The 22,436-nt window shown below is 32.0% G+C and carries 27 protein-coding genes and 1 tRNA gene; 12 read left to right on the top strand and 16 right to left on the bottom strand.

From position 1 onward, the window contains the following. The first annotated feature begins 16 nt into the window (after positions 1–16). Entirely contained in the window at positions 17–1,108 is a 1,092-nt protein-coding gene (locus tag Q0829_RS23675; RefSeq protein ID WP_298547643.1) for a DUF1611 domain-containing protein, read from the top strand. Then, a complete protein-coding gene (locus Q0829_RS23670; protein ID WP_298547641.1) occupies positions 1,090–2,883 on the top strand; it encodes an alanine racemase in 1,794 nt (597 codons plus the stop codon). The genes Q0829_RS23675 and Q0829_RS23670 overlap by 19 nt, the downstream gene beginning before the upstream one ends. Positions 2,884–3,020: 137 nt before the next feature. Here the strand turns inward: Q0829_RS23670 and Q0829_RS23665 are convergent, their stop codons facing one another. The 16 genes from Q0829_RS23665 to Q0829_RS23590 form a co-directional block, all read right to left on the bottom strand. Then, positions 3,021–3,326, bottom strand: coding sequence for a co-chaperone GroES (locus Q0829_RS23665; RefSeq protein ID WP_298547639.1), 306 nt, complete (start codon positions 3,324–3,326; stop codon positions 3,021–3,023). 22 nt (positions 3,327–3,348) lie between these two features. After that, positions 3,349–3,543 carry a hypothetical protein gene (locus Q0829_RS23660; protein WP_282080451.1) on the bottom strand — a complete coding sequence of 65 codons (195 nt, stop codon included), beginning with the start codon at positions 3,541–3,543 and terminating at the stop codon, positions 3,349–3,351. An 8-nt stretch (positions 3,544–3,551) separates the two neighbouring features. After that, positions 3,552–3,890: a hypothetical protein gene (locus Q0829_RS23655; protein ID WP_298547634.1), complete on the bottom strand. Its 339-nt coding sequence runs from the start codon at positions 3,888–3,890 to the stop codon at positions 3,552–3,554. Positions 3,891–3,899: 9 nt separating this feature from the next. Continuing rightward, the gene (locus tag Q0829_RS23650) at positions 3,900–4,577 is read right to left on the bottom strand and encodes a beta-1,6-N-acetylglucosaminyltransferase (protein WP_298547632.1); all 678 of its coding nucleotides are present in this window, start codon (positions 4,575–4,577) and stop codon (positions 3,900–3,902) included. Between the two features lie 49 nt (positions 4,578–4,626). After that, positions 4,627–4,794 (bottom strand): hypothetical protein, encoded by a 168-nt coding sequence (locus tag Q0829_RS23645; RefSeq protein WP_298547630.1) that lies wholly within the window; start codon positions 4,792–4,794, stop codon positions 4,627–4,629. 18 nt (positions 4,795–4,812) lie between these two features. Further along, positions 4,813–5,163: a cupin domain-containing protein gene (locus Q0829_RS23640; protein WP_298547627.1), complete on the bottom strand. Its 351-nt coding sequence runs from the start codon at positions 5,161–5,163 to the stop codon at positions 4,813–4,815. 466 nt (positions 5,164–5,629) lie between these two features. Further along, entirely contained in the window at positions 5,630–6,484 is an 855-nt protein-coding gene (locus Q0829_RS23635) for a mechanosensitive ion channel family protein (protein ID WP_298547624.1), read from the bottom strand. 164 nt (positions 6,485–6,648) lie between these two features. Continuing rightward, positions 6,649–7,503 (bottom strand): prohibitin family protein, encoded by an 855-nt coding sequence (locus tag Q0829_RS23630; protein ID WP_298547622.1) that lies wholly within the window; start codon positions 7,501–7,503, stop codon positions 6,649–6,651. Between the two features lie 401 nt (positions 7,504–7,904). Next, entirely contained in the window at positions 7,905–8,444 is a 540-nt protein-coding gene (locus tag Q0829_RS23625) for a helix-turn-helix domain-containing protein (protein WP_298548048.1), read from the bottom strand. 167 nt (positions 8,445–8,611) lie between these two features. Then, positions 8,612–8,953 (bottom strand): hypothetical protein, encoded by a 342-nt coding sequence (locus tag Q0829_RS23620; RefSeq protein WP_298547619.1) that lies wholly within the window; start codon positions 8,951–8,953, stop codon positions 8,612–8,614. Between the two features lie 490 nt (positions 8,954–9,443). After that, a complete protein-coding gene (locus Q0829_RS23615) occupies positions 9,444–10,610 on the bottom strand; it encodes a site-specific integrase (protein ID WP_298547617.1) in 1,167 nt (388 codons plus the stop codon). A 125-nt stretch (positions 10,611–10,735) separates the two neighbouring features. After that, positions 10,736–10,810, bottom strand: a tRNA-Pro gene (locus tag Q0829_RS23610). Beyond that, entirely contained in the window at positions 10,801–11,040 is a 240-nt protein-coding gene (locus Q0829_RS23605) for a GIY-YIG nuclease family protein (protein ID WP_298547615.1), read from the bottom strand. The genes Q0829_RS23610 and Q0829_RS23605 overlap by 10 nt, the downstream gene beginning before the upstream one ends. A 77-nt stretch (positions 11,041–11,117) precedes the next feature. Continuing rightward, a complete protein-coding gene (locus Q0829_RS23600; protein ID WP_298547613.1) occupies positions 11,118–11,357 on the bottom strand; it encodes a GIY-YIG nuclease family protein in 240 nt (79 codons plus the stop codon). A gap of 77 nt (positions 11,358–11,434) precedes the next feature. Next, the gene (locus tag Q0829_RS23595) at positions 11,435–11,674 is read right to left on the bottom strand and encodes a GIY-YIG nuclease family protein (RefSeq protein ID WP_298547611.1); all 240 of its coding nucleotides are present in this window, start codon (positions 11,672–11,674) and stop codon (positions 11,435–11,437) included. Positions 11,675–11,834: 160 nt separating this feature from the next. Next, positions 11,835–12,449: a hypothetical protein gene (locus tag Q0829_RS23590; RefSeq protein ID WP_298547608.1), complete on the bottom strand. Its 615-nt coding sequence runs from the start codon at positions 12,447–12,449 to the stop codon at positions 11,835–11,837. Between the two features lie 108 nt (positions 12,450–12,557). Here Q0829_RS23590 and Q0829_RS23585 point away from each other — a divergent pair, with 108 nt between their 5' ends. From Q0829_RS23585 to Q0829_RS23540, 10 genes are all read left to right on the top strand, one after another. Then, complete coding sequence (locus Q0829_RS23585) at positions 12,558–14,840, top strand: TonB-dependent receptor (protein ID WP_298547605.1); 2,283 nt, start codon at positions 12,558–12,560, stop codon at positions 14,838–14,840. Between the two features lie 45 nt (positions 14,841–14,885). Beyond that, the gene (locus tag Q0829_RS23580; RefSeq protein ID WP_298547602.1) at positions 14,886–16,007 is read left to right on the top strand and encodes a PQQ-dependent sugar dehydrogenase; all 1,122 of its coding nucleotides are present in this window, start codon (positions 14,886–14,888) and stop codon (positions 16,005–16,007) included. A 3-nt stretch (positions 16,008–16,010) separates the two neighbouring features. Continuing rightward, a complete protein-coding gene (locus Q0829_RS23575) occupies positions 16,011–16,493 on the top strand; it encodes a cytochrome c (RefSeq protein WP_298547600.1) in 483 nt (160 codons plus the stop codon). Between the two features lie 134 nt (positions 16,494–16,627). Next, on the top strand, positions 16,628–17,380 hold the full coding sequence (locus Q0829_RS23570; RefSeq protein WP_298547598.1) for a hypothetical protein: 753 nt from the start codon (positions 16,628–16,630) through the stop codon (positions 17,378–17,380). Between the two features lie 46 nt (positions 17,381–17,426). Beyond that, the gene (locus tag Q0829_RS23565) at positions 17,427–18,512 is read left to right on the top strand and encodes an anhydro-N-acetylmuramic acid kinase (protein ID WP_298547596.1); all 1,086 of its coding nucleotides are present in this window, start codon (positions 17,427–17,429) and stop codon (positions 18,510–18,512) included. Positions 18,513–18,608: 96 nt separating this feature from the next. After that, positions 18,609–19,217 carry a uridine kinase gene (gene udk, locus Q0829_RS23560; protein WP_298547594.1) on the top strand — a complete coding sequence of 203 codons (609 nt, stop codon included), beginning with the start codon at positions 18,609–18,611 and terminating at the stop codon, positions 19,215–19,217. Between the two features lie 87 nt (positions 19,218–19,304). Continuing rightward, positions 19,305–19,616: a septum formation initiator family protein gene (locus tag Q0829_RS23555; RefSeq protein WP_298548046.1), complete on the top strand. Its 312-nt coding sequence runs from the start codon at positions 19,305–19,307 to the stop codon at positions 19,614–19,616. After that, positions 19,609–20,973, top strand: a complete 1,365-nt coding sequence (locus Q0829_RS23550) for a methylmalonyl-CoA mutase subunit beta (RefSeq protein ID WP_298547593.1) — start codon at positions 19,609–19,611, stop codon at positions 20,971–20,973. The genes Q0829_RS23555 and Q0829_RS23550 overlap by 8 nt, the downstream gene beginning before the upstream one ends. Positions 20,974–21,065: 92 nt before the next feature. Next, positions 21,066–21,689 carry a hypothetical protein gene (locus Q0829_RS23545; protein ID WP_298547592.1) on the top strand — a complete coding sequence of 208 codons (624 nt, stop codon included), beginning with the start codon at positions 21,066–21,068 and terminating at the stop codon, positions 21,687–21,689. 105 nt (positions 21,690–21,794) lie between these two features. Further along, entirely contained in the window at positions 21,795–22,436 is a 642-nt protein-coding gene (locus tag Q0829_RS23540) for a hypothetical protein (RefSeq protein ID WP_298547591.1), read from the top strand.

Below are 22,436 nucleotides of genomic sequence, written 5' to 3'. Positions count from 1 at the left end.
TAAAATTACTAAAAATATGAAAACATCAGCAATTGTCTATTGCGAAAATGAATTTGGCAAACTGGATGGCAAAGTAGCAAATGGTCTTGTAAGGCATTCTGACAAGTATAAAATTGTTGGTGTTATTGATAGCACAAAATCAGGTCTTGACGCAGGAGAATATCTTGATGGAATTAAAAATGAAATACCAATATTCCAGAGTTTTAATCAAGCTATTGGAATGTTAGATAGCATTCCAAAATATTTTATTTACGGAATTGCTCCTCTAGAGTCATTACTTAGTGATAAAGAAAAAGAAGTTATTTATACTGCTATCAAAGCTGGGTTACATATTATAAATGGACTTCCAGAGTTTCTTTCTGATGATGAAGTTTGTATGGGTCTCGCAAAAAAGTACAATGTATCTATATTTGATGTTAGAAAACCACCTTCTAAAGAAAACCTTCATCACTTTACTGGTAAAATACTAGATATTAAAACACCAATAATAACAGTATCAGGGACAGATTGCGCTGTTGGTAAGCGAACTACTGCACTGAAGCTGGTAGAAGCTCTAAAAAATGAGGGGTTAAACGCTATCTTTATAACTACAGGTCAAACAGGGATACTCCAAGGTTCAAAATACGGTATTGCTATAGATGTTCTAAGTTCTGGCTATGCGACTGGAGAAGTTGAAAATGCTATTCTAGAAGCACTCAAAGAAAAACCCGATATTATTGTAGTCGAGGGACAGGGGGCACTTAGTCATCCAGCTTTTACCTCTTCGAGTGCAATCATTCGAGGTGCTATACCTAAGGCTATTATCCTTCAACATCCACCAAAAAGACGTAACAGATGTGATTTCCCCAAAATTCCCATGCCAACACTTGAAAGTGAAATAAAAATGCTAGAAACTTTCTCTGGCTCCAAAGTAATAGCAATTACAATCAATCATGAAGATATGAATGACCAAGAAGTTGAAAGTATAACAAAGATTTACGAAGAAAAGTACCAATTACCTGTCACTGATGTCTTAAAAAATGATTGCAGCAAGCTGATAGAAAAACTTTATAAAATATTCCCCGATTTAATTCGTATCAATCCATTACTATGCCAACCCCAAGAATAGATATTAATCTCAAAAAAATTGCTCATAACGTTAAGGTTTTAAGCTCCCTTTTTAAGTCAAAAGGCATCAATATAATCGTTGTTACGAAAGGAGTTTGTGCGCATCCGCATATTGCTAATATTTTGGTAAAGAGCGGAGTAAAAATTCTTGCTGACTCAAGAATAGCAAATATCAAAAAAATGCGTAACGCTGGCCTGAAAGCTACTTTTTTATTGATTAGGACACCTATGATAAGTCAGGCAGAATCAGTAGTATTAGATACCGATATGAGTCTAAATTCGGAGTTATCTGTCATAAAAAAACTTTCAGAATTTGCTGTCTTACATGGTAAGATCCATAAAATCATAATTATGGTAGAATTAGGAGATTTGCGCGAAGGTATCCTCCCATCACAATTAGAAAATACGATCAAAAAGGTATTAGCTCTAAAAGGTATCAAACTTCAAGGAATAGGTACAAATCTTGCTTGTTTTTCGGGAGTTAAACCCACAACAGAAAAGATGGACATGCTGTCTACTATTGCTGTTAGTATTGAAAAAAAATTTCATATTAAACTATCCATAATTTCAGGAGGAAATTCGGCTAATTATAATTGGTTCAGCACTACAAAAGATGTTGGCAGGATAAATAATTTGAGATTAGGAGAATCTATATTTTTGGGTTATGAACCCTTAACAGGAAAACCGATTCCAAAACTTTATCAAGACGCTTTTATGCTAGTGGCTGAAGTTATAGAATTGAAAAATAAATCATCCGTACCCAATGGTGAAATAGGTCTGGACTCTTTTGGTAACAAACCAAAATTCAAAGACCAAGGCATGATACGACGGGCTATCCTGGCAATGGGTGTACAAGACGTAATGGTGACCGGGCTAACTCCAAAATTAGATATTGAAATCCTGGGGGCCGGCGGTGATCATATTATCATCAATGCTAAAAAAGAGGACTTAAAAGTGGGTAGCGATGTATCATTTACATTAAAGTATGGCGCATTAGTTACCGCTATGAATTCATCCTATATTTCTAAAAATATGATCACTCCTATAAGTGCGGCAGCGTATTGCACCATAATAGAAGAAAAAGACAGGTTCCACAAAAAGAATACGGCTATTATGCCAATTAATGAGAATCACACTCCATTGATAAGTCTCCAGGATTCGGATTTTAATCTAATATTTGAAAAGTCTATTCAAAAAAACTATCGCTATTTGGTTAGAAAAGAGGTATATAAAAAAATAGGTCGAATCAGTAAGCTTCTGGATAGTCAGGGCAAAAAACTAATTATTAGATCAGCCTGGAGATCATTTGAACATCAGCAAAAACTATGGGATCAAAAAGCCAGTTTTATGAAAAAGAAATACCCTAAAAAAACAGCAGAAGAAATTGACGAAATAGTGTCAATGTTTATTGCTCCAAAAAGACAATCTACCCATGCAACAGGAGGTGCTGTTGATGCGCTGATTTATGATTTAAGAAAAAAATGCGTACTCGATTTTGGAACCAACGATGGACTACATATTGATTTAAATAAAAAATGCTATCCCAAACATCCTGACATTAGCGAAGAAGCAAAGAAAAATCGCAAACTTCTGATGAAACTTTTCGAGGATGAAGATTTTGTGTGTGATCATAAAGAGTATTGGCATTTTGACTATGGTAATATTGGTTGGGCGGTAGAAAAGAACAAGGAATATGCTAACTATGGTATTTTAAAAGAATCATATGTCCAATCGGCCGCTCTTGATTATCCAGATAAAGTGTTCTTTTATCTTTAGATATATTGTTTGCTCCTATTGTATTTCATTAACCTCTCCTAGAGCATCCATACCCTACACTTTTGCAAAAACATAACAAAAAAAAATTGGGAACAAGTGTATTTTCGTTTCTCATATATCTATTTCAATATTTATTCTTATATAAGTTCCAAAGTAGCAGTTGATTGAACAATACCAAAGATGTCTGACTCTTTCATAATAAGCGCATCAATACCTTCAACCGTAATTTCTGTTCCAGAATATTTACCATATAATACGGCATCACCAATCTTTACGGTCATGGGTTCATCTTTCTTACCTTTACCGACAGCTAGTACAATACCTTTTTGCGGTTTCTCCTTAGCAGTATCTGGGATAATGATACCTCCCTTTGATTTTTCTTCTGCGATATCTGCTTTTACCAGCACCCTATCAGCAAGCGGTTGTATTTTAAATTTATGCATGATTATTTTTGTTAAGTATAATTCAATAGGTTTGTAATTCGGTAAAAAGTACTTCTAGCTCTGTTCTTGTTTTTTTAAGTTTGATAGCAAGATTATCGAGCATTGCTTCTTTTTGCCCATCTTTAAAATCAAAATCCCTGTCCGATAGAAGTGGAAACCTTCGTTTGAGCATCACCTTTTGCTCTCTCCAACTTCTTGTAATATTCTTTTTAGCCATTTTACTATTTATTTATTGCCATTAAGTTTTCTTAATTGAGTTGGCGGATTTGTAATTGTTTCCAGATCTAATAGATCACTCTTTTTTGTATCAATATTAAATGTTGGAACAAAATTAAAATCAATACTATTAGAATTATTTGTTATTTGACTCGTTGTCAAAACTTCTTCCAAAATACTCAATATAGATTCATCAAATTTTTGAGCAAAGAAGTTGTCTCCTTGTAGTAAGAAGTCGATATCCGTTCTTGTCAAAATTTTTGGTTTCAATTTTGTGTCAGCGTGAGCAATCCTTACAACAACTCTCTTTTCATCGTTTATGATCGTTTCTTTGAATGAAGTATTCATTAATACAATTTAAAAATATGATTCATCCGCAATTAGGATCTTACGATAGAAATTTTCAAACTTTTTCACTTCAGGACTGTGACAAATAAATTCACAGCATGCTCTGGTCAAGATCATCCATTGCCCTCCTATATATGGGGTTACATTTTTCATAAAGGATCTTTTATAGGATATGCCCGAAAAGCCAATATCTATTTCATGAAAATAGTTTTCAACGCGGTTCAGCGTATCAGATTTCTTCTTAATTTGGTTGGCTATTTTCATGAAGTTTTTTTCTTTATTCCTGCTCAAAAAATCAAAAATGAAATCTTGAGATTTCAAAGGAAAATCCTGATCACTTAGATTAATAAAAAAATCCCATTTCAGACAACGGTTTAAGAGATATTTCATTCCATTAATTTGAGACTGTACCATACTGTACCCTCTCCTCTCTACATTTTTACTTTTTAAAAGATAAACGCTGGAGTAATCTTCCAAAAATGTTTTAACACCTTTTTCAATGTTTATATCAATCTCTTGATCGATCTGTATTAAGTAGTGGTTTTCTGGATGGTAAATGGCTTTAAACAATCGTTTGAACTGTTCAGGAAAACGGTAAACCAATATGAAGTAGGCAATCTTCGGCTTCTTTTTTGGAATGTTAAAATAAAAGCTTTGCTTTTTTGTTATGCCTAATTCTTGTGTCATTTTACGTATGTGTTATTTTGTTCTTAACTTTAACCATTTCAAGTAATCATTATAAAAGCTCTCTTTCAAAAAACACTACTTCCTTTTTCTTAGGATCTTCAGCAAACGTACAATAGTATATTCGACGGTAGTATAACCGCACAATCAATTTAACTTCAGGGTTTACTTTGGAGTAAACAATATCTCCTGATTTGAATTTACTTTCTTGTCCTTCCATATACGTTATATTTAAATTCTAAATACTCACATCTTCATAACCACTTTTAATGATGATCGACATCATTTTAAATCGTTTATTAGCCTTTACTACATTTCTTGTATGAGCTGGGATAATGATTACGTGACCGGTTTCAATCGTATTTGATTCTTCATTAATAATAATCTCAGCTTCTCCGTCTATAATCTGAATAAGATTGTCAAAAGGAGATATTTTAGAAGGCAATGCTTCTCCCATATCGAATGATAATACGGCAACAATTCCTGTTTTTTTCTTCAGAATTGCTTTCATAACTACTGATCCAGGTACGTATTCAACTATATCAACTAGCTTATGTGTAAAGGATTTTTCTAATTCTTGATTTTTCATAGAGAATATACTAGAAGTTTGATGTTAAACTAGAACAACATGATGGTGATTTGTTACATAACGTTTATTCACCACTCCTTTTTTCTTTTCTTTTTGCAGCTTTTGCAGCCCTCTTTTCTTTCAAACTTTTTGCTGGAGCTTTTTTACCTGACTTGGATTTACCTTCTTTTTCTTTTGACATGATTTTCTGTTTTTTAAATTATTACTAACACACTACATATAAAAGCAGTATGATATGTATACAAAAATCAGTTAATTAATGATTTAATGCGTTACACTAGTTCTAGCTTACATTACATATATCACACTTTTTTATAACTTTTTTCAAACACCTTTTAATCTATTCAACAGGTTAACAATCTATTAGAATATGATTAGATAGTAACACATTTGGGGTTTTCTCAACTAACTCTAGAAAATATGCAAGTAATTATTCTGAAGAAGGTGTTATATTATTTTTCTTTTTTTAAGTTTTTTTATAGACAATTGTACGATGCGGATATGGAATTTCAATACCTTCTTTATCAAACCTTTTTTTTATGGATTGATTAATATCATAGTGCATATCAAAAGCTTTGTATGGATTATCACACCATACTCTTGCTTTCAGATTCACACTACTTTCGCCAAAGCCTTTAAGAAATACCCGAACAATTTCTAGGTCTTTATTTTTTTCCTTCTTAGATCGGTTATCAATACAAAAAGGGTGTTTTTCTGCCTCCTCTCTCATAATAGCTTTGGCGGTATCAATATTGCTTTCATAACTTATTCCAATCTCAATTGATTGACATATTTTTTCATTTGCAATACTACTGTTAATAACTGTTTCGCCACTTATAATTGAGTTTGGGATAATGATCCTTCTATTTTCAAAATTGACAATTACTGTGTGTCTTAAAGTAATATCTTCTACTGTCCCTGTATATTGATTAGCAATTGTGATAAAATCACCAACTCTAAATGGCTTGAAAATAACAATAAAAGTTCCACTAACAATATTAGATAAGGCTTGTTGCGCAGCTAACCCAAGAATAGCTAGAAAAATACCAGCACTTGCAAAAACCGTAAGTGCATAAGCTTTGAGAGGAGGGATTAGGAAAGTAATGGTGGCTAGGGCAATTAGCCAAAATAGAAAAGCAACCGCATTTTTAAAAAAATGATAATGAGTAGGCGCTATTTGAGATTTTTTTGAAGTATGCAGAATGTACTTATTGAGTACCCATATTGATACTTTGATAAGCGCCATTGTCACCAAAATGACTAAAACAACAATTATGATGTAATTGTTGCTCCATTTAGTTATGAAATCTATTATTTTCATAGGCGATGACCTTTTTTTATCAAACCCAATATGAAGCTAAATACTAATTTTGATTATATTAAAAACAGTTATATGTTAACTTTTTTTTGTTTTAAAAGAAATCAAATGAATCATTACAAATAAAATTATCATAAGCTAAAGATTGATCCCATAAGATTACCCTATCATTGTTTTAGCTTTTTAGCAACATCACTTACTCCGATAAAGGGTATAGCACCTGCGCCTGTTACTTGTGGTAAAACTCCATTCCATTTTTCTATTGCTTTAAGATTTGCTTCTATTTTTCTCAGTTCAATTAGATCAGGTGAAATATTCATTTTTTGTAAACGTAGCGCCTCTGCTTCAGCTGTTGCAGCAGCAATAGTTTGCTCTGCCTCGACTTTTATCCTATCCAAATCTCGCTTTGCCTTTAATGCATTTTGTTCTGCAGTTTGTTTTGCTTCAATGGCATCAGTAAAAGTTTGAGAAAAGCTGAAAGAAATAATAGAGAAAGCATCAACTGATATATTTGATGCAAGCAGTCTTGAGGTAAGTGCCTGTTGCATTTCGGTACTGACGGCTGGTCTTTTGGTAATTAATTCTTCTGCAGTATATCTGGCTGAAACAGCTTTCATTACCTCTTGAATGGCTGGATCAATAATACGCTCTTTAAATTCTACTCCAATGGTTTGGTACACTAAATTTGCTTTATCAGGTATAATATGATAATTCAAGGCCACTGATAAATCTACATCCTGAAGGTCTGAGGAAGAGGATGCAGCATCAGTCATTGTTTTTTGGATCTTTACATCCATTAGAATCACTGTTTGCATTATTGGTATTTTGAAGTGAATCCCTTCCCCTAGTACAACATCTTGAACCGCCCCAAAATTTTGAACAATTCCTCTTTCACCTGCTCCTACTTGAACCCATGGCTTAAATGCTATTAGTAGTATAAATACAAATGCCAAAATGAATAATTTCTTCCATTTGCCATTTTTCAATGCATTCTTTATTTGATTTATATCTTGATCATCCATTTTGCTTTTATTTTACTACAAAAATGGGATAATTAAATATACATTGTGTTATACTACATTAAATCCATATTACATATATCACACATTCTCAAATATCAATACAGCAAAAGATTATTTAGTATAAAATAACCTTCAATAAGCATGGTTTCTGGCAAAAAACAGGTCACCTTTATGGTTATGAATAAAAAAATAATTTTATCTATGGGTTTACCTATTAGGATAAGAAATGCTACAGGTAAAACAGCAATCATTGAACTTAATGCAGGGTATTTTGTGATATGTAAGTATCAAAACAATATATCTGTTTATCTAAATGATGCAAAATTGAGCAAATGATATCCTGTAAATTGGTATAAAAGATTGATTTACATATTTAGAATTTGGTTAATGTGACATTCTGATTATAAATCTTCCAGGTTCTTTTTGCGCTTTTCTTTCAATTTTTTATAAAATGTAGGTGTCAAACCTGTAACTTTTTTGAATTGATTAGATAAATGAGCAACACTGCTGTAGTGCAGTCTATAAGCAATCTCTGTAAGATTTAATTCGTCATAAATAAGCAATTCTTTGACTCTTTCAATTTTATGAATAATAATAAATTGCTGAATAGTAATCCCCTTCACTTCTGAAAATATATTAGCCAGATATGTATAGTTATAATCTGCCTTTTTACTGATATAATCTGAGTAATTCACTAAAGGCAATTCATCTGTGTAATGGATCATTTCTATAATGATATTTTTGATTTTTTCAATTAGAATGCTCTTCTTATCATCTAATAATTCTAATCCTGAATTTAACAGGTTTTCTTTCAGCTGTTTTCGCTGTTCTGTTGTTATATCTTCTAATATCTCAATGATACCCAAATCAACCACCGCATATTGTAATCCCAATTTTTTAAGTTCTTCTTTAACCATCATTTTGCATCGCAAACTGACCATATATTTGATGTATAGTTTGGTACTCATGTTTTTACAAGGTGTTTTTATATTTAAAATATGATCGCGTAAAAGAATAAATTCTATTAAAATCATCAAAACATTGAAAGCTTTTCCTGTAGAATAAAAAAGGGTTCAGGCCTTTTACTATTGTGAATTAAAGTTTTATATCAATCTCCAAGATGTTGCCCAGGCACAAGCTTCTGTAAGCGTAATATAGTCCATACTTCTCTACTACCTTTTCCTTCAATAATTATATCTTTAGTAAACGAGATTATGAATTTTTGTCCAACAAGTTTATCGATATGTAATGGATGTTTTTCAAGTATAACATTCAGAATTTCTCTGAAAACCAGTATTCTCTCAGATCCTGATTCAGTTTTACAACAAAATGAATAACCGTCCTCGATACGACCTTGGTATATTCCTTCTAATTTTTCGATCCCTTCTATTTTTTGATAAGGAAAAACAACAAATGAGGTCAATGTTAAGATTAATAGTGTGATCTGCATCATTGTTTTTTTGATTTTTGCAAAAGTTTACTATTGGAGTTTATATTTGGATATCTTTCTAACTGATAGCCAATATACATCCTTTTATTGTTCCTGCTTGCTACATTCGAGCTTCTTTTAGATAATATCCAAACTCCGACAAAAGGACTTAGATATCTCCTTAAGAAAATTGTTCCTTATCTTGAAAGCATATTATCATTTATTTCATCATAACGATGAATAATCCAACACTACTCAAAATCTCTAAAAAATAACAGACCATTTAATTACAATCATAAAGTGTGAGATTCATACACATAAATCGAGTGTTAAAATGTAAGTATTCCTACATAAAGGAAGTAAGTCTTCGAGAAGATTCGAACTTTTTATTCTGATTTTTAAATAGTTACAAAACATCTAAAAAAAATAAACCATTGAAAACTATTTGATTTTCAATGGTTTAATTAACTAAAGTGACCTCGGCAGGATTCAAACCCCTAAAAGAGGTTGATCAAATCTCTGGTAATTCAGAAACTGCATCTTTGTCATCTAAGAGACCAAGAGATTTTAAATAACGTTCCGTCATTAACATACTAGAATGCCTGCACATTTTCTGAATTTTACGAATATCTTTTTCCTTTCTATACCAATTTACTACAGCCGTATGCTTAAAACCATAAAGTGTGTAATCATCGCTCAATTCAAAATGGTCTTTTACCTTTCTGAAATGTTTTCCCATATAATTCTCACCCATTTTAGTGGAGGAAGGAGTTTGATTCGAGCCAAATAAAAAATCATCTGGATGATATTGCTCCAAATTCATTTCTAAAATAATTTTCTTTAAAGCAGGAACAATTGGGATTACATCTCTTTTTTTAGTTTTACTGGTCCGTCCGGATACCCAAATAAGATCTTTTTCTAAATCAATATCGCCAACTTTTAATCGTCTGATTTCTGATAGACGCATAAAAGAATAGTACACAAAAGAGATAATCTTCCAGAGATATGGATCGTGTTCCAAAACATATTCTTTAATATCTGCTATTTGCTCATTAGTGAAAGGTTTGTTTTTAGTACCATATTCTTCAGGAAGTTTGTCAACCTTATCAAATGGGTTTTTACCTTCTACCCATTCTTGCCTTAAACAGACGTTATAGAACGTTTTAAGAACTCCAAGAGTATTGTTATAGGTTTTTGCACTATTCTTTCTGTTGGTAAGCAAATACAGAAAATATTCCTGAATTAAGCCATTATCCAAATCCCCAATCCAAACACTATCCAAACCTTTATCTGCTAGCCACTTTACGAAGCGCTCTAGTGTATTGGTATAAAATTCTATTCCTCTTTTGTATAGTTGCTTTGCTTTTTTGATTTCAATAAATGCAGTTGTGGCTTCTCGAACAGAATATATTTTTTCTGATACTTGGCTTTGTTGGTCAATAGTATTTTTAGAAGCCTTTTTCCTATCTATATAATACCCGTCTGCTAGAATCCTATTGATTTGTTTAATCATATCCTTAGCATAGGCTTTCTGTTCGGCTTCTGTTTTATATTTCTTTGGAATATACCTTCTGTGCCTTACTAAATCATTCTTTTGTACGTCCCACACATAGAACATAATGTAGTTGCCTTTTGCAGCTTTTGACTTAACCAGACGCGCCTTTTTAAATTTATGCATATCTTCGTATGTATCCTTTGGTACAAGACCAAATATACTATAAACTGACGACTTTACTGCCGACCCCTGACGTGAAGAAACAAAAAACCGTTCATTATCTACTGAAAATGAACGGTTTACTTTTGTCGGGGTGGCAGGATTCGAACCTGCGACCTCCGCGTCCCAAACGCGGCGCGATAACCGGGCTACGCTACACCCCGAAATGGTTATCTAAAAATCGTTTTGCACCTCTCTTCTTTATTTTTTTCTCCAAAATCATTGCTTCAGATCTTGAAGATGTTTTAAGTTGCAAAACTAACTTCCAAGGAGCACCACTTTTTGTAGATGGAACTATCCCTGAATTGTGTCTTTTCAATCTTTTATCGATATCAGCAGTTTGACCTACATAATATCTTGAACTTTTATCGCTATATAATATATAAACGAACATATTTTATTTGTTTGGGTGGTCACGCCTCAAGCGTGACGACCTCCGCGTCCCAAACGCGGCGCGATAACCGGGCTACGCTACACCCCGAAATGGTTATCTAAAAATCGTTTTGCACCTCTCTTCTTTATTTTTTTCTCCAAAATCATTGCTTCAGATCTTGAAGATGTTTTAAGTTGCAAAACTAACTTCCAAGGAGTACCACTTTTTGTAGATGGAACTATCCCTGAATTGTGTCTTTTCAATCTTTTATCGATATCAGCAGTTCGACCTACATAATATCTTGAACTTTTATCGCTATACAATATATAAACGAACATATTTTATTTGTTTGGGTGGTCACGCCTCAAGCGTGACGACCTCCGCGTCCCAAACGCGGCGCGATAACCGGGCTACGCTACACCCCGAAATGGTTATCTAAAAATCGTTTTGCACCTCTCTTCTTTATTTTTTTCTCCAAAATCATTGCTTCAGATCTTGAAGATGTTTTAAGTTGCAAAACTAACTTCCAAGGAGTACCACTTTTTGTAGATGGAACTATCCCTGAATTGTGTCTTTTCAATCTTTTATCGATATCAGCAGTTTGACCTACATAATATCTTGAACTTTTATCGCTATACAATATATAAACGAACATATTTTATTTATCTGGGTGGTCACGCCTCAAGCGTGACGACCTCCGCGTCCCAAACGCGACGCGATAACCGGGCTACGCTACACCCCGAAATGGTTATCCTTTTTGCGGGTGCAAATATAAGTAAACTCTTTTGTTAAAACCTATTATTTATTTAAAGATTTTATTTCAATATTCGTTTTAGCTGAAGCTCTAATAAATATCCCAACTTATCATAGCATTCTCTTATTCTTTCTATATCGCCAAATTCTCCATAAGCATAATTCCCTATTACTTTAGGTGTTTGTGTACTATAAATATATGAATCCGGTTGAGTTGTTTTCACAAATTTCAGTGTTGCTTCAAGCTTACCTTCTTCTCTACCCACACTTGCATTACCCCCATATCCTGTATATATCCAATCCGCTTCAACAATTAATGTATAATTCGTTTCTTCTTCGGCAGACACAAATTTCAAATCACTATACTTACTTAATTTTTTACTTACTCCTTGAATAAAAGCATTTCTCCAAGTTTCCTTTTTAGCTTTTTCATAAGTCTCAAACCATTTCTCACCTTTATTCTTGTCTATCTTTCCATACTTACTCTTCATCTTCTCTATAAACTCCTTTTCTGGGTGAAGACTAAAAATGATGAGATCTTCAGGAAAAGTAAGCTTTACAGCAATCTTCGTTTCATTTTTCAAAAACTCCAGTTTCTTCTTATCAATTTTAATTCTTTGTGCAAAAGAAATCGTACTGGTTAAAACCAGAAAAAGGAAAATTATTTTTCTAAACATTGGATAACATATATAATTCGTTTCGATTTTTGATCAGACTACAATTATAAGTTATTTTTAAGAACCGGTACTTAATTAGTTTACGATATTTGAGCAAAAATTCACCTTTTGAAAAAAATAATACTTCTACTTTTCTTGTTTCTCTATTATGTAACCAATGCACAGTTTAATATTTCTGGATTAGTTATAGACAATACTACATTAACCCATATAAAAAATGCTACTATAGTAGACGTAGAGACAGGAAACAAAACATTTTCTAATAACAATGGTACTTTTAACTTTATTAGTAATGGGACTATTGAAATCTCTTTTTCAGGATATCAAACCAAAAAGATCATAATAACTAATGATCAAAGCATAACTATATCCTTAAACCCTGATATCAATTTACTACAAGAAGTAATAATAAATAGTCAATCCATTTCATTACAGAAGAAATATGCAACAGATGCGGTTGCTATTATAAGTAATCAGGAAATCAACCGTGGTAACACTATTGAGTTAAACCCTATTTTAAACAAAGTTCCTGGAGTTTTTATGCAAAACGGCACGCTCAATACCAACCGAATTACTATAAGAGGAATCGGTGCTCGAAATTTATTTGGTACTGCAAATATCAGAACATATTTTGGAGATATCCCACTAACGGATGGAAATGGAGAATCATCAATCGAAGATCTAGAACTAGCTTCAATTTCAAGAATTGATATTCATAAAGGACCTTCATCTAGTAGTTATGGTGTTGGCTTAGGAGGAACTATTTTGTTAAGACCCGAATTTATAGATCGTCAAGCTACAGAAGCTGTTTTTTCTAGCTCTTTAGGAAGTTACGGATTGAGTAGAAACATTGCGAAAATTGCTATCGGAAGTAAAAAATCAACTGTTAACATCATTTATAGCAATAATCATTTTGATGGATATCGAGATAATAACACCTACAATAGAAATACCGTTACAGTTACTTCTTCAATACATTCTGGAGAGAAAAACAACTTTTCTATTATTGCTAGCTACGTTGATTTAAAAGCAGAAATCCCTAGTTCCCTAAATCAGGATGATTTTGATAATAATCCAAGGAATGCAGCTTTTACTTGGGGACAATCTCAAGCTTTTGAAGATATTATGTATGGAATTCTGGGACTGACTTGGAAACATGACTATAACCAATCATTTTCGCAGCATACTAGCATATTTACTTCTTTCAGGAATAATTATGAACCAAGACCATTTAATATACTAAAAGAAACATCTAATACTATTGGTATAAGAAGTAGAATTGTTGGTGTTTCTAATTTTTTAAATAAAAAATGGAATTGGACAGCTGGTGGTGAACTATTTTTAGACTTCTATAATGGTAAAACTTTTGAAAATCTCTATGAAGATTTCCCTATTGGAACTGGTAGCGTTTTAGGAAATCAACTCTCAGATCTTGATGAAAAAAGAAATTATTACAATGTTTTTGCAGAAACGAATCTAAAACTAAATGATAAACTTCAGTTTAATTTGGGGATACATTTAAATCAAACATTTTTTGATATTGATGATGAATTTTTAAGTGACAATGAAGATAGTTCTGGAAGCTTTGACTTTGATCCAATTCTCTCTCCAAAAGTAGGCTTGAATTATCAATTAAACAGTAATTTCATTCTTTTCGGAAACATAGCACATGGTTTCTCTACTCCAACTACTTCAGAAACTTTATTACCAGACGGTGTATTCAATCCAGATATTCGGCCAGAAATCGGTTGGAATTATGAAATAGGTACTCGTTATAAATTCTTAAAAAGTAAATTATATGGTTCCATTTCTATATACACCTTAAGAGTTCAAGACTTATTAGTAACCAGAAGAACTGAAGAAGATAATTTCTTTGCGATCAATGCCGGAAAAACAATTCATAACGGAATAGAAGCTGCACTTAATTATAGGCTCCTTAAGACCCGTCAAACTCAATTAAACTTATTTATTAATGCAACTATCAATGACTATGAATTTGATGATTTTGTAGATTTGGATGCTGATTTTTCTGGTAATGATGTCACTGGTGTTCCCTCGCATGTCATCAACTTAGGGATCGATCTAATTACGAAAAAAGGAATTTATGGAAATCTTAATTTTCAGACCGTTGGTGAAATTCCTGCAAATGATCAAAATACTGTTTTTAGTAATCATTACGAATTATTACACGGTAAAATAGGATATACAAATACTATTGGCAAGCACGTTTTCTATGACCTATTTTTAGGAGCAAATAATATTTTAGATACCAAGTACGCTTCACAATTACAGATTAATGCCAGAGGTTTTGGTGGCAATGCCCCCAGATATTTTTATCCGGGATTGCCTTTTAATATGTATGGAGGCATTAACATAAAATATAGATTATAAATAATTTTTATTTGTACTTTTCAGAGGTAAACTCAATGATCGAAAATGAAGAATTTTGTATTTCTAAAAATAGTCCTATTAAGCGTGCTCTTTTCCTGTGCCCAAGAAAAGAAAAATGATATCCAGATAGATCCTGACCCAAAAAACTATATTACAGAAATTGTTGTTCCCGATTTGCAAATTCCCTGGGGCATGGTCTGGTTGCCAGACGGAAGTATACTTATTACAGAAAAAAGTGGTGAATTAATTCATTATAAAGGTGGAGCAAAAACTCAAATTGGTAATGTGCCCGAAGTATATAATCGTAATCAAGGAGGGTTGTTGGATATTGAGCTTCATCCTAAATATGAGGAAAATGGATGGTTATATATTACATATTCTTCCAAAGAAGGCACAGAAAAAGGAGGACATACTGCGCTAATAAGAGCTAAACTTAAAAACAACCAATTAACTTCTATAGAAAAATTATATAAAGGAGCTCCCAATACTACTCGTGGACATCATTTTGGATCAAGAATAGAATTCGATGATGATGGATATCTTTATTTCAGTATTGGAGATAGAGGAAATAGAGACGAAAATCCACAAGATATAACCAGAGATGGTGGAAAAGTTTATAGACTTAATGATGACGGAAGCATTCCCGATGACAATCCTTTTGTAAAAGAAAATGGAGCAAAAAAAGCAGTCTTCTCATATGGACATAGAAACCCTCAAGGAATGGCAATAAACCCTTTAGATGGAAAAATATGGATTCACGAACATGGTCCTAGGGGAGGTGACGAAATTAACACTCTTAAAAAAGGAGTAAACTATGGATGGCCTATCATCACATATGGAATTAATTATAGTGGATCTTCTATTACAGATATTACCAGCAAAGATGGTATGGAACAACCTATATATTATTGGACTCCTTCTATTGCTCCAAGTGGAATGGATTTTGTAACTAGTGATAAATATCCTGATTGGAAAAATGATTTATTAGTTGGCTCCTTAAAATTTCAGTATTTAGAATTAGTAGAACTAAATAAAGGTCAAGTAATCGGTAGAAAAAAAATAGTAGAAAATATTGGTCGAGTTCGTAATGTGCGTCAAGGTCCAGATGGATATATTTATGTAGCTGTAGAGAACAAAGGAATTATAAAAATCATCCCAAAATCATAGTAGATGTTTGTTAATTTAAAGACAAAAAAGCGTTTAAAACAAATTCTAATCTTAGAGCTAGTTTCTATTGTATTTTGTATTTCTGTATTAGCCAAGCAGGAAAAACCAAATACTGAATATATCAATAGTCTAACATCAGATTATCAAGAAACTGAACTTTCTAAAAGTATCATTCGCGGCGAAGAAATTTACGCCGATTTCTGTATGCAATGTCATTTACATGACGGCAAAGGCACCCCTAAGATTTTTCCTCCATTAGCAGGATCAGATTGGCTAATTAACAAACGTGAAGAAAGTATTCATTCTATAAAATACGGATTAAACGGCCCTATAAAAGTTAATGGAGCAACATATAACAGTGCTATGACTTCGTTAGGGTTAGAAGATGAAGAAATTGCTGATGTTATGAATTATATTATGAACAGCTGGGGAAATCAACAAAAAAAGATGGTTACACCAGAAGAAGTTGGTTCAGTTAACAAATAAAGATTATATTTTTATGAAGTGCACTTTTAAAAGTATTTCGTTCAAAATAAATATAACAATCAATGTATAATTTACGTTAACGTTTTTATACGTTAACTAAAACATATTCAGAAAGTCTGTAGAAACCAAGATTTATGAAATCTATTTTATTTTTTGTCTTACTTTTCATGAGTTTTTATGGTTACAACCAACAAATAGATTATGAATCTCCAAATAGATATCGATTTAAGTACCGATCCATAGTATACAAGGGATCACGAATGGATATTACGGACCAACTTAGAACAATAAAAAACAGTCCTAAATTTTCTGGAATTCCAGAAGAGATCCAGACAGGGCTTAATGAGCTTTTTATAGATGCTAAAAAACAAGCTTTCCCCAAAATATATCGAAAAAAGGCAATCTTATTTCTTGATGCTCTATATAATTATGAAGAGTTTGTGATCATGTATAACGGAGCGCTGTATGATGTTGTTGAAAAGTTAAAAAGAGACATGAAGCGCATTGACTTTAAACTCGAAAGACAATATATCAAATCAAAAACAGCCGTAGACCGCTTAAAAAAGAAAGACTCTACGAATACAAAGGAAATAGATTTCCTAAACGAAGAAAGACAAAAAAGCCTTATCAGATTGGCCAGTCATCGCTGGATGAAGAAAAAGTTTGACGGATACAAAGGGATAAATGTTGTTGAAAATCCAGATGAACTTATTACAGAATTTAAAAAAGCTGAAGCAGCATATATATTTTCTCTATTCGGTAAAAAGAATGTGAATGAAATTAAGATATATCTGGAAAATGAGATCATCGATTTTTATTATAAAAAAGCGATAGTAGAAATTGACCCAGAAAAACTTGACCTCCAATACATCAATAAATATAACTAAGTAAAAAGATTATTGTTAAAAATATTTTACTAGTTTGCATTCGTAAATGTCAATTCCTCCTAAAATATATAAAGTAATAGGATTAATGTCCGGAACCTCATTAGATGGTTTGGATATTGCCTATTGTGAAATAGAAAAACAGCAAGATTCCTGGACTTTTTCGATTACTAAAACTAAAGACGTAGATTATAATCCAGAACTTAAAAATAGTTTAAAGAACGCAGTACATTTTGATCCCGTTAACTTACTTGCCTTTCATAACCAATATGGATTATGGTTAGGCGCCCAAGTGAAACAATTTATTGAAGAAAACAACCTGAAAATAGATTTTGTTTCAAGTCATGGTCACACAGTTTATCATCAGCCAGAAATCGGATTAACTTATCAGATTGGTTCTGGTCAACATATTGCTAATTCTTGTAATCAAAAAGTGATTTGTGACTTTAGAACTAATGATGTGGCTCTTGGTGGTCAAGGGGCTCCCTTAGTTCCTATTGGAGATCGATTCCTATTTAGTAATTATGATTTTTGTCTCAACCTAGGTGGTATCAGTAATATTTCTTTTGAACTTAATGACAAAAGAATTGCTTATGATATTTCTCCAGCTAATATGTTATTGAATCTTATTTGCTCTAAAATAAATCTTGAATATGATAATGGAGGAAAACTTGCCAAAACCGGAACATTAAATAAAAAGATATTGGAAGCTTTAAATGAATTGGTGTATTACAAAGAGCCCTATCCCAAATCGCTAGGATACGAATGGTTTTTGGAGAAAGTCGTTCCAATTATCGAAAACGCAAATGATTCGGTCGAAAATTTACTACATACAGCCGTTCATCATATCGCATTACAAATCTCTAACGCTATAAAAGTAACCCATAAAAAAAATTCATCACTTCTGATCACAGGTGGTGGTGCTAAAAATGATTTTTTGATAGAAGTTTTACAACAAAAACTGCAAAAATTCTCTAAAATTATTATACCCAATACCAATATCATTGATTATAAAGAAGCTTTAATTTTTGGATTTATGGGAGTATTAAAAGATAGAAATGAGGTAAATTGTCTACGGTCTGTTACTGGTGCAAATAGAGATTCTTCATCTGGAGTCATCTACTATCCTCATTAATATTTTCGACTACATCTAAGCTTTTATAAAAACTCTATCGATCAAAAACTCGATAACTCAATAACTATTTCTAAATTTGTCAAAAAATAATTGGGAATGCTTATTATTGGTATAGCTGGAGGAACAGGTTGCGGAAAAACGACTGTTGTAAATCAAATTGTAAATGAATTACCTGAAAATGAAGTATGTGTTATTTCGCAGGATTCATATTATAAAGACACTAGTCATCTTAGATATGAAGAAAGAACTAAAATCAATTTTGATCATCCGCAATCAATAGATTTTGAATTATTAGGAGAACATCTGAATGCTTTAAGAAAAGGAGAAACGATTGAACAACCTGTATATTCATTTGTCGAACACAATCGAACTAAGGAGACCATAAAAACTGCGCCCAGTAAAGTAATTATTGTAGAAGGAATTTTGATACTTACAAATCCTAAGATTCGGGATATGTTTGATATCAAAATATATGTACAAACCGATAGTGATGAGCGCCTAATCAGAAGATTAAAACGTGATATTGCAGAAAGAGGTAGAGATATGGAAGAGGTGTTAGATCGTTACCAAAATACTCTAAAACCTATGCACCAGCAATTTATTGATCCTACAAAGGAGTTTGCTGATTTGATTATTCCTAACAATAATTACAATAATGTTGCCATAGACATTGTTCGTACCATTGTAAAAGAACGCTTGAATTAACTTTTGTACCTTTATAAACTAAAAATTATTTGATTTAAGTTGAAGCTAAAACGCTATTTCGAAAAGCTAAGGAACACTCCTGCTCTAATACCGGTTTTTGCCATATTTTTTAATAAATATGTGTTGATAATTTTGGTATTCGTAATATGGATCCTGTTTTTGGATACAAATTCTTGGCTTATTCATAGGGAATTAGATCAGGAAATCAAAGAGTTAAAGGATAACAAAGAATATTATAAAAAGGAAATTGTAAAGGATCAAAAGGATATAAAAATCCTAAAAGATAGTAGTGAACTAGAAAAATTCGCCAGAGAAGAATATTTTATGAAGCGAGATAATGAAGAAATCTATATTATTGAATACGAAGACAGTATCCCTAAAAAAGTAAAAGATGACTAAGACTTTGTTTGATGGTTTTGATCAAGTTTCTGCAAAAGAATGGAAGCAAAAAATTCAATTTGATTTAAAAGGAGCTGATTATAATGAAGCTCTAATCTATAAATCCTATGAAGGAATTGATGTAAAACCTTTTTATAATACTGAAGATATTACAGAGATTAATAACACCTCTCACCCATCTACCTGGAAAAATTCTCTAAAAATTAAAGTTGAGGATGCTACTGTCGGAAACATTGCAGCTTTAAACGCAATTAAAAAAGGAGCCGAAAGCATTTATTTTATTATCACAACAGAAAATATAGAACCAAATACACTTTTATCTAATTTCTCCCCTGAGATATCAGTTTATATCGAAACTTTATTTTTATCATCCGATTATATTCGAAAAGTAAACACTTATGCTGATAAATCGAAGCTTTCTATTCATTTACTGACCGATATTATTGGTAATTTGGCAAAAACCGGAAATTGGTTTAAAAATCTAAAAGAAGATCATCAGATACTAGAAAACATAGTAAAAGAGAGCTCTAACATAGACAACATTATTAGTGTGGATCTTGGTATACTTCAGAATGCAGGAGCTACAATGATCCAACAATTAGCATATGGGTTAGCACATGCTAATGAATATCTCAATCATTTTGAAAATCTGGAAAGTAATCCACTTCAGGAAAAACCAATAATCTTTAAAGTTGCCGTTGGGGGAAATTACTTCTTCGAAATTGCTAAACTAAGAGCTTTAAGAATATTATGGGATTCTTTAACAGAAGAATATAAAATGTTAAAAAAATGTTATATATTCGCGCATCCTTCACACAGAAATAAAACCATTTTAGATTATAATGTAAATATGCTTCGTACTACCACCGAGTGCATGAGTGCTATATTAGGTGGTGCAGATACGATTCATAATTTGAGATATGATGATGTATATAATCTAGAAAATGATTTTGGGACAAGAATAGCAATCAATCAATTGTTAATTCTAAAAAACGAAAGTTCTTTTGATATTGTAAACAATCCAGCATCTGGATCGTATTATATCGAAAGTTTAACAAATCAGTTGGCAGAAAAAGCGCTGTCTTTATTTAAGAATATCGAAGAAGGCGGAGGTTATTTGAAACAATTAAAATCTGGAACTATCCAGAAAAAAATAAAAGAAAGTTCAGAGAAAGAGCAAGAACTTTTTGACAAAGAAGAAGTAATATTAACAGGAGCTAATACCTACAGAAATCCTGATGAAGTATTACCTTCAATGCAGAAAAATCCCTTTCTTGAAAAGAATGTAAGAAAAACTTTAATTAGCCCAATTATTAAAAGAAGATTGTGTGAAAAAATTGAGAAAAACAATATATAACGGAAATAATTCATAATTTATTGTTAACTTTCAAAAAAAATTAACATTTAAAACAAATAATTAACAAAACTAAATCTTAATCGATGCCCCAAATGATTAGATCTAGAATCGTCATAATAACTTTATTACTTTTAACCTCAATCTGTTACTCCCAAAAAGGTATCAATTGCCTGAGTGTTGATAGCAGTGGACTCTACAGTAAAGCATTCAATTCTTTCGAAAAAGACTTATTCGAATATTACAAATTTGGAAATGATTCCATAAAAACTTACCGTACATTCTTGGCAGAGGTAGCTAGTCTATCGTTGGATTTAAGAAAATTACCCTCAGATAATTCTATTCAATTAGCAAGAGTTTTCAAAAAGAAATCGAATGACCCTAACTCTATTTGGGTAAAACTTAGTGAATATGAAAATCAGGAAGCAAGCAAAAAACCATCACCATATACACATCCCACTAAAAAAGGAGAAGAAGAAATTCTGATTTTCAATTATAGAGGTGGACTAATTCAATGTTTAAAAAATAATAGTGATAGTGATGACTTCCAAAACATCATCAGTACGCTTGAACAAGACGGAAATGTAAGCACATCACTAATTGCACAAAGAATTTATTATATTCCAGATAATAAATTCCGTTCTTCTGAAATAAAAAAGTTTATCGCTTTTGATATTTATTTCTCTATTCTTATGGTTATCGAAAAAGCATTTGGTTAATCGTTATTGCAATATTCTTTGTTTACCAGCCAACATAATCTATATTTTCTAAAATAGATCACCAATAAAACCGTAATTTTACGTTTTTATTAATGTTTTTCTTCAATGAGAATAAGACTACATCTTCTTATTGGTTCTTTATTGATTTTGATTTCGTGTAATACTGTTTTACAGGAAACCCACAGTTGGATAGAAAAATCAAATAACAATACCACTCAAATATTAGAAGGTAATTACTTCTACCTAAAGGATGGATTGATCAAAACATTTCTCCCTCAAGGATTCAAACAACTCTCAATAGCAAATTACAGGTCTGTACTTGATTCTTCTCTAACTAAGATTCAATTAAGCAATGAAATTAAAAGATTAGAAAGTATGAGAGATATGGAGGGTGATTTTTATTTATTTTTTGACTCTTATACTAGATCTACATATACTTTAAACACACTTCCTTATATGAATTTTAGTAAGCGAGATGCTACTATGTTACTTTCTTATATCAAACAAAAAAACAATCATGTAAGCCGTATTACGAACCTAAACTTTAAAAAACTTACTGCCGCTTATGCGAAAAATAAGAATTTCACCATGTTTAGATCTATATTTCAGGTTGATAATTTTGAAGAAAACACCCGAGTATTTAGTAATTTTTACATTGTCACAGCTGATAAGCAAACATTTATGATCAATCTTACAACTCCGTTTGAAGTAAATTTTGATGGATATATTGAAAAAATGAAATTTTAA

The organism is uncultured Aquimarina sp. (genome assembly GCF_947492405.1).
Taxonomy (GTDB): Bacteria; Bacteroidota; Bacteroidia; order Flavobacteriales; family Flavobacteriaceae; genus Aquimarina.
Note: the sequence above shows the minus strand (reverse complement) of the source record. Positions and strands in the feature narration are given on the sequence as shown.

Excerpts from the sequence above, each read along its gene's own strand:
- Q0829_RS23675 (WP_298547643.1), top strand. The coding sequence starts at position 17 with ATGAAAACATCAGCAATTGTCTATTGCGAAAATGAATTTGGCAAACTG.
- Q0829_RS23670 (WP_298547641.1), top strand. The coding sequence starts at position 1,090 with ATGCCAACCCCAAGAATAGATATTAATCTCAAAAAAATTGCTCATAAC.
- Q0829_RS23600 (WP_298547613.1), bottom strand. The coding sequence starts at position 11,357 with ATGTTCGTTTATATATTGTATAGCGATAAAAGTTCAAGATATTATGTA.
- Q0829_RS23605 (WP_298547615.1), bottom strand. The coding sequence starts at position 11,040 with ATGTTCGTTTATATATTATATAGCGATAAAAGTTCAAGATATTATGTA.
- Q0829_RS23630 (WP_298547622.1), bottom strand. The coding sequence starts at position 7,503 with ATGGATGATCAAGATATAAATCAAATAAAGAATGCATTGAAAAATGGC.
- Q0829_RS23575 (WP_298547600.1), top strand. The coding sequence starts at position 16,011 with ATGTTTGTTAATTTAAAGACAAAAAAGCGTTTAAAACAAATTCTAATC.
- Q0829_RS23640 (WP_298547627.1), bottom strand. The coding sequence starts at position 5,163 with ATGAAAAATCAAGAATTAGAAAAATCCTTTACACATAAGCTAGTTGAT.
- Q0829_RS23590 (WP_298547608.1), bottom strand. The coding sequence starts at position 12,449 with ATGTTTAGAAAAATAATTTTCCTTTTTCTGGTTTTAACCAGTACGATT.
- Q0829_RS23595 (WP_298547611.1), bottom strand. The coding sequence starts at position 11,674 with ATGTTCGTTTATATATTGTATAGCGATAAAAGTTCAAGATATTATGTA.
- Q0829_RS23645 (WP_298547630.1), bottom strand. The coding sequence starts at position 4,794 with ATGGAAGGACAAGAAAGTAAATTCAAATCAGGAGATATTGTTTACTCC.
- Q0829_RS23570 (WP_298547598.1), top strand. The coding sequence starts at position 16,628 with ATGAAATCTATTTTATTTTTTGTCTTACTTTTCATGAGTTTTTATGGT.
- Q0829_RS23665 (WP_298547639.1), bottom strand. The coding sequence starts at position 3,326 with ATGCATAAATTTAAAATACAACCGCTTGCTGATAGGGTGCTGGTAAAA.
- Q0829_RS23655 (WP_298547634.1), bottom strand. The coding sequence starts at position 3,890 with ATGAATACTTCATTCAAAGAAACGATCATAAACGATGAAAAGAGAGTT.
- Q0829_RS23620 (WP_298547619.1), bottom strand. The coding sequence starts at position 8,953 with ATGCAGATCACACTATTAATCTTAACATTGACCTCATTTGTTGTTTTT.
- Q0829_RS23615 (WP_298547617.1), bottom strand. The coding sequence starts at position 10,610 with ATGCATAAATTTAAAAAGGCGCGTCTGGTTAAGTCAAAAGCTGCAAAA.
- Q0829_RS23565 (WP_298547596.1), top strand. The coding sequence starts at position 17,427 with ATGTCAATTCCTCCTAAAATATATAAAGTAATAGGATTAATGTCCGGA.
- Q0829_RS23580 (WP_298547602.1), top strand. The coding sequence starts at position 14,886 with ATGAAGAATTTTGTATTTCTAAAAATAGTCCTATTAAGCGTGCTCTTT.
- Q0829_RS23660 (WP_282080451.1), bottom strand. The coding sequence starts at position 3,543 with ATGGCTAAAAAGAATATTACAAGAAGTTGGAGAGAGCAAAAGGTGATG.
- Q0829_RS23650 (WP_298547632.1), bottom strand. The coding sequence starts at position 4,577 with ATGACACAAGAATTAGGCATAACAAAAAAGCAAAGCTTTTATTTTAAC.
- Q0829_RS23550 (WP_298547593.1), top strand. The coding sequence starts at position 19,609 with ATGACTAAGACTTTGTTTGATGGTTTTGATCAAGTTTCTGCAAAAGAA.
- Q0829_RS23635 (WP_298547624.1), bottom strand. The coding sequence starts at position 6,484 with ATGAAAATAATAGATTTCATAACTAAATGGAGCAACAATTACATCATA.
- Q0829_RS23545 (WP_298547592.1), top strand. The coding sequence starts at position 21,066 with ATGATTAGATCTAGAATCGTCATAATAACTTTATTACTTTTAACCTCA.
- udk (WP_298547594.1), top strand. The coding sequence starts at position 18,609 with ATGCTTATTATTGGTATAGCTGGAGGAACAGGTTGCGGAAAAACGACT.
- Q0829_RS23540 (WP_298547591.1), top strand. The coding sequence starts at position 21,795 with ATGAGAATAAGACTACATCTTCTTATTGGTTCTTTATTGATTTTGATT.
- Q0829_RS23625 (WP_298548048.1), bottom strand. The coding sequence starts at position 8,444 with ATGGTCAGTTTGCGATGCAAAATGATGGTTAAAGAAGAACTTAAAAAA.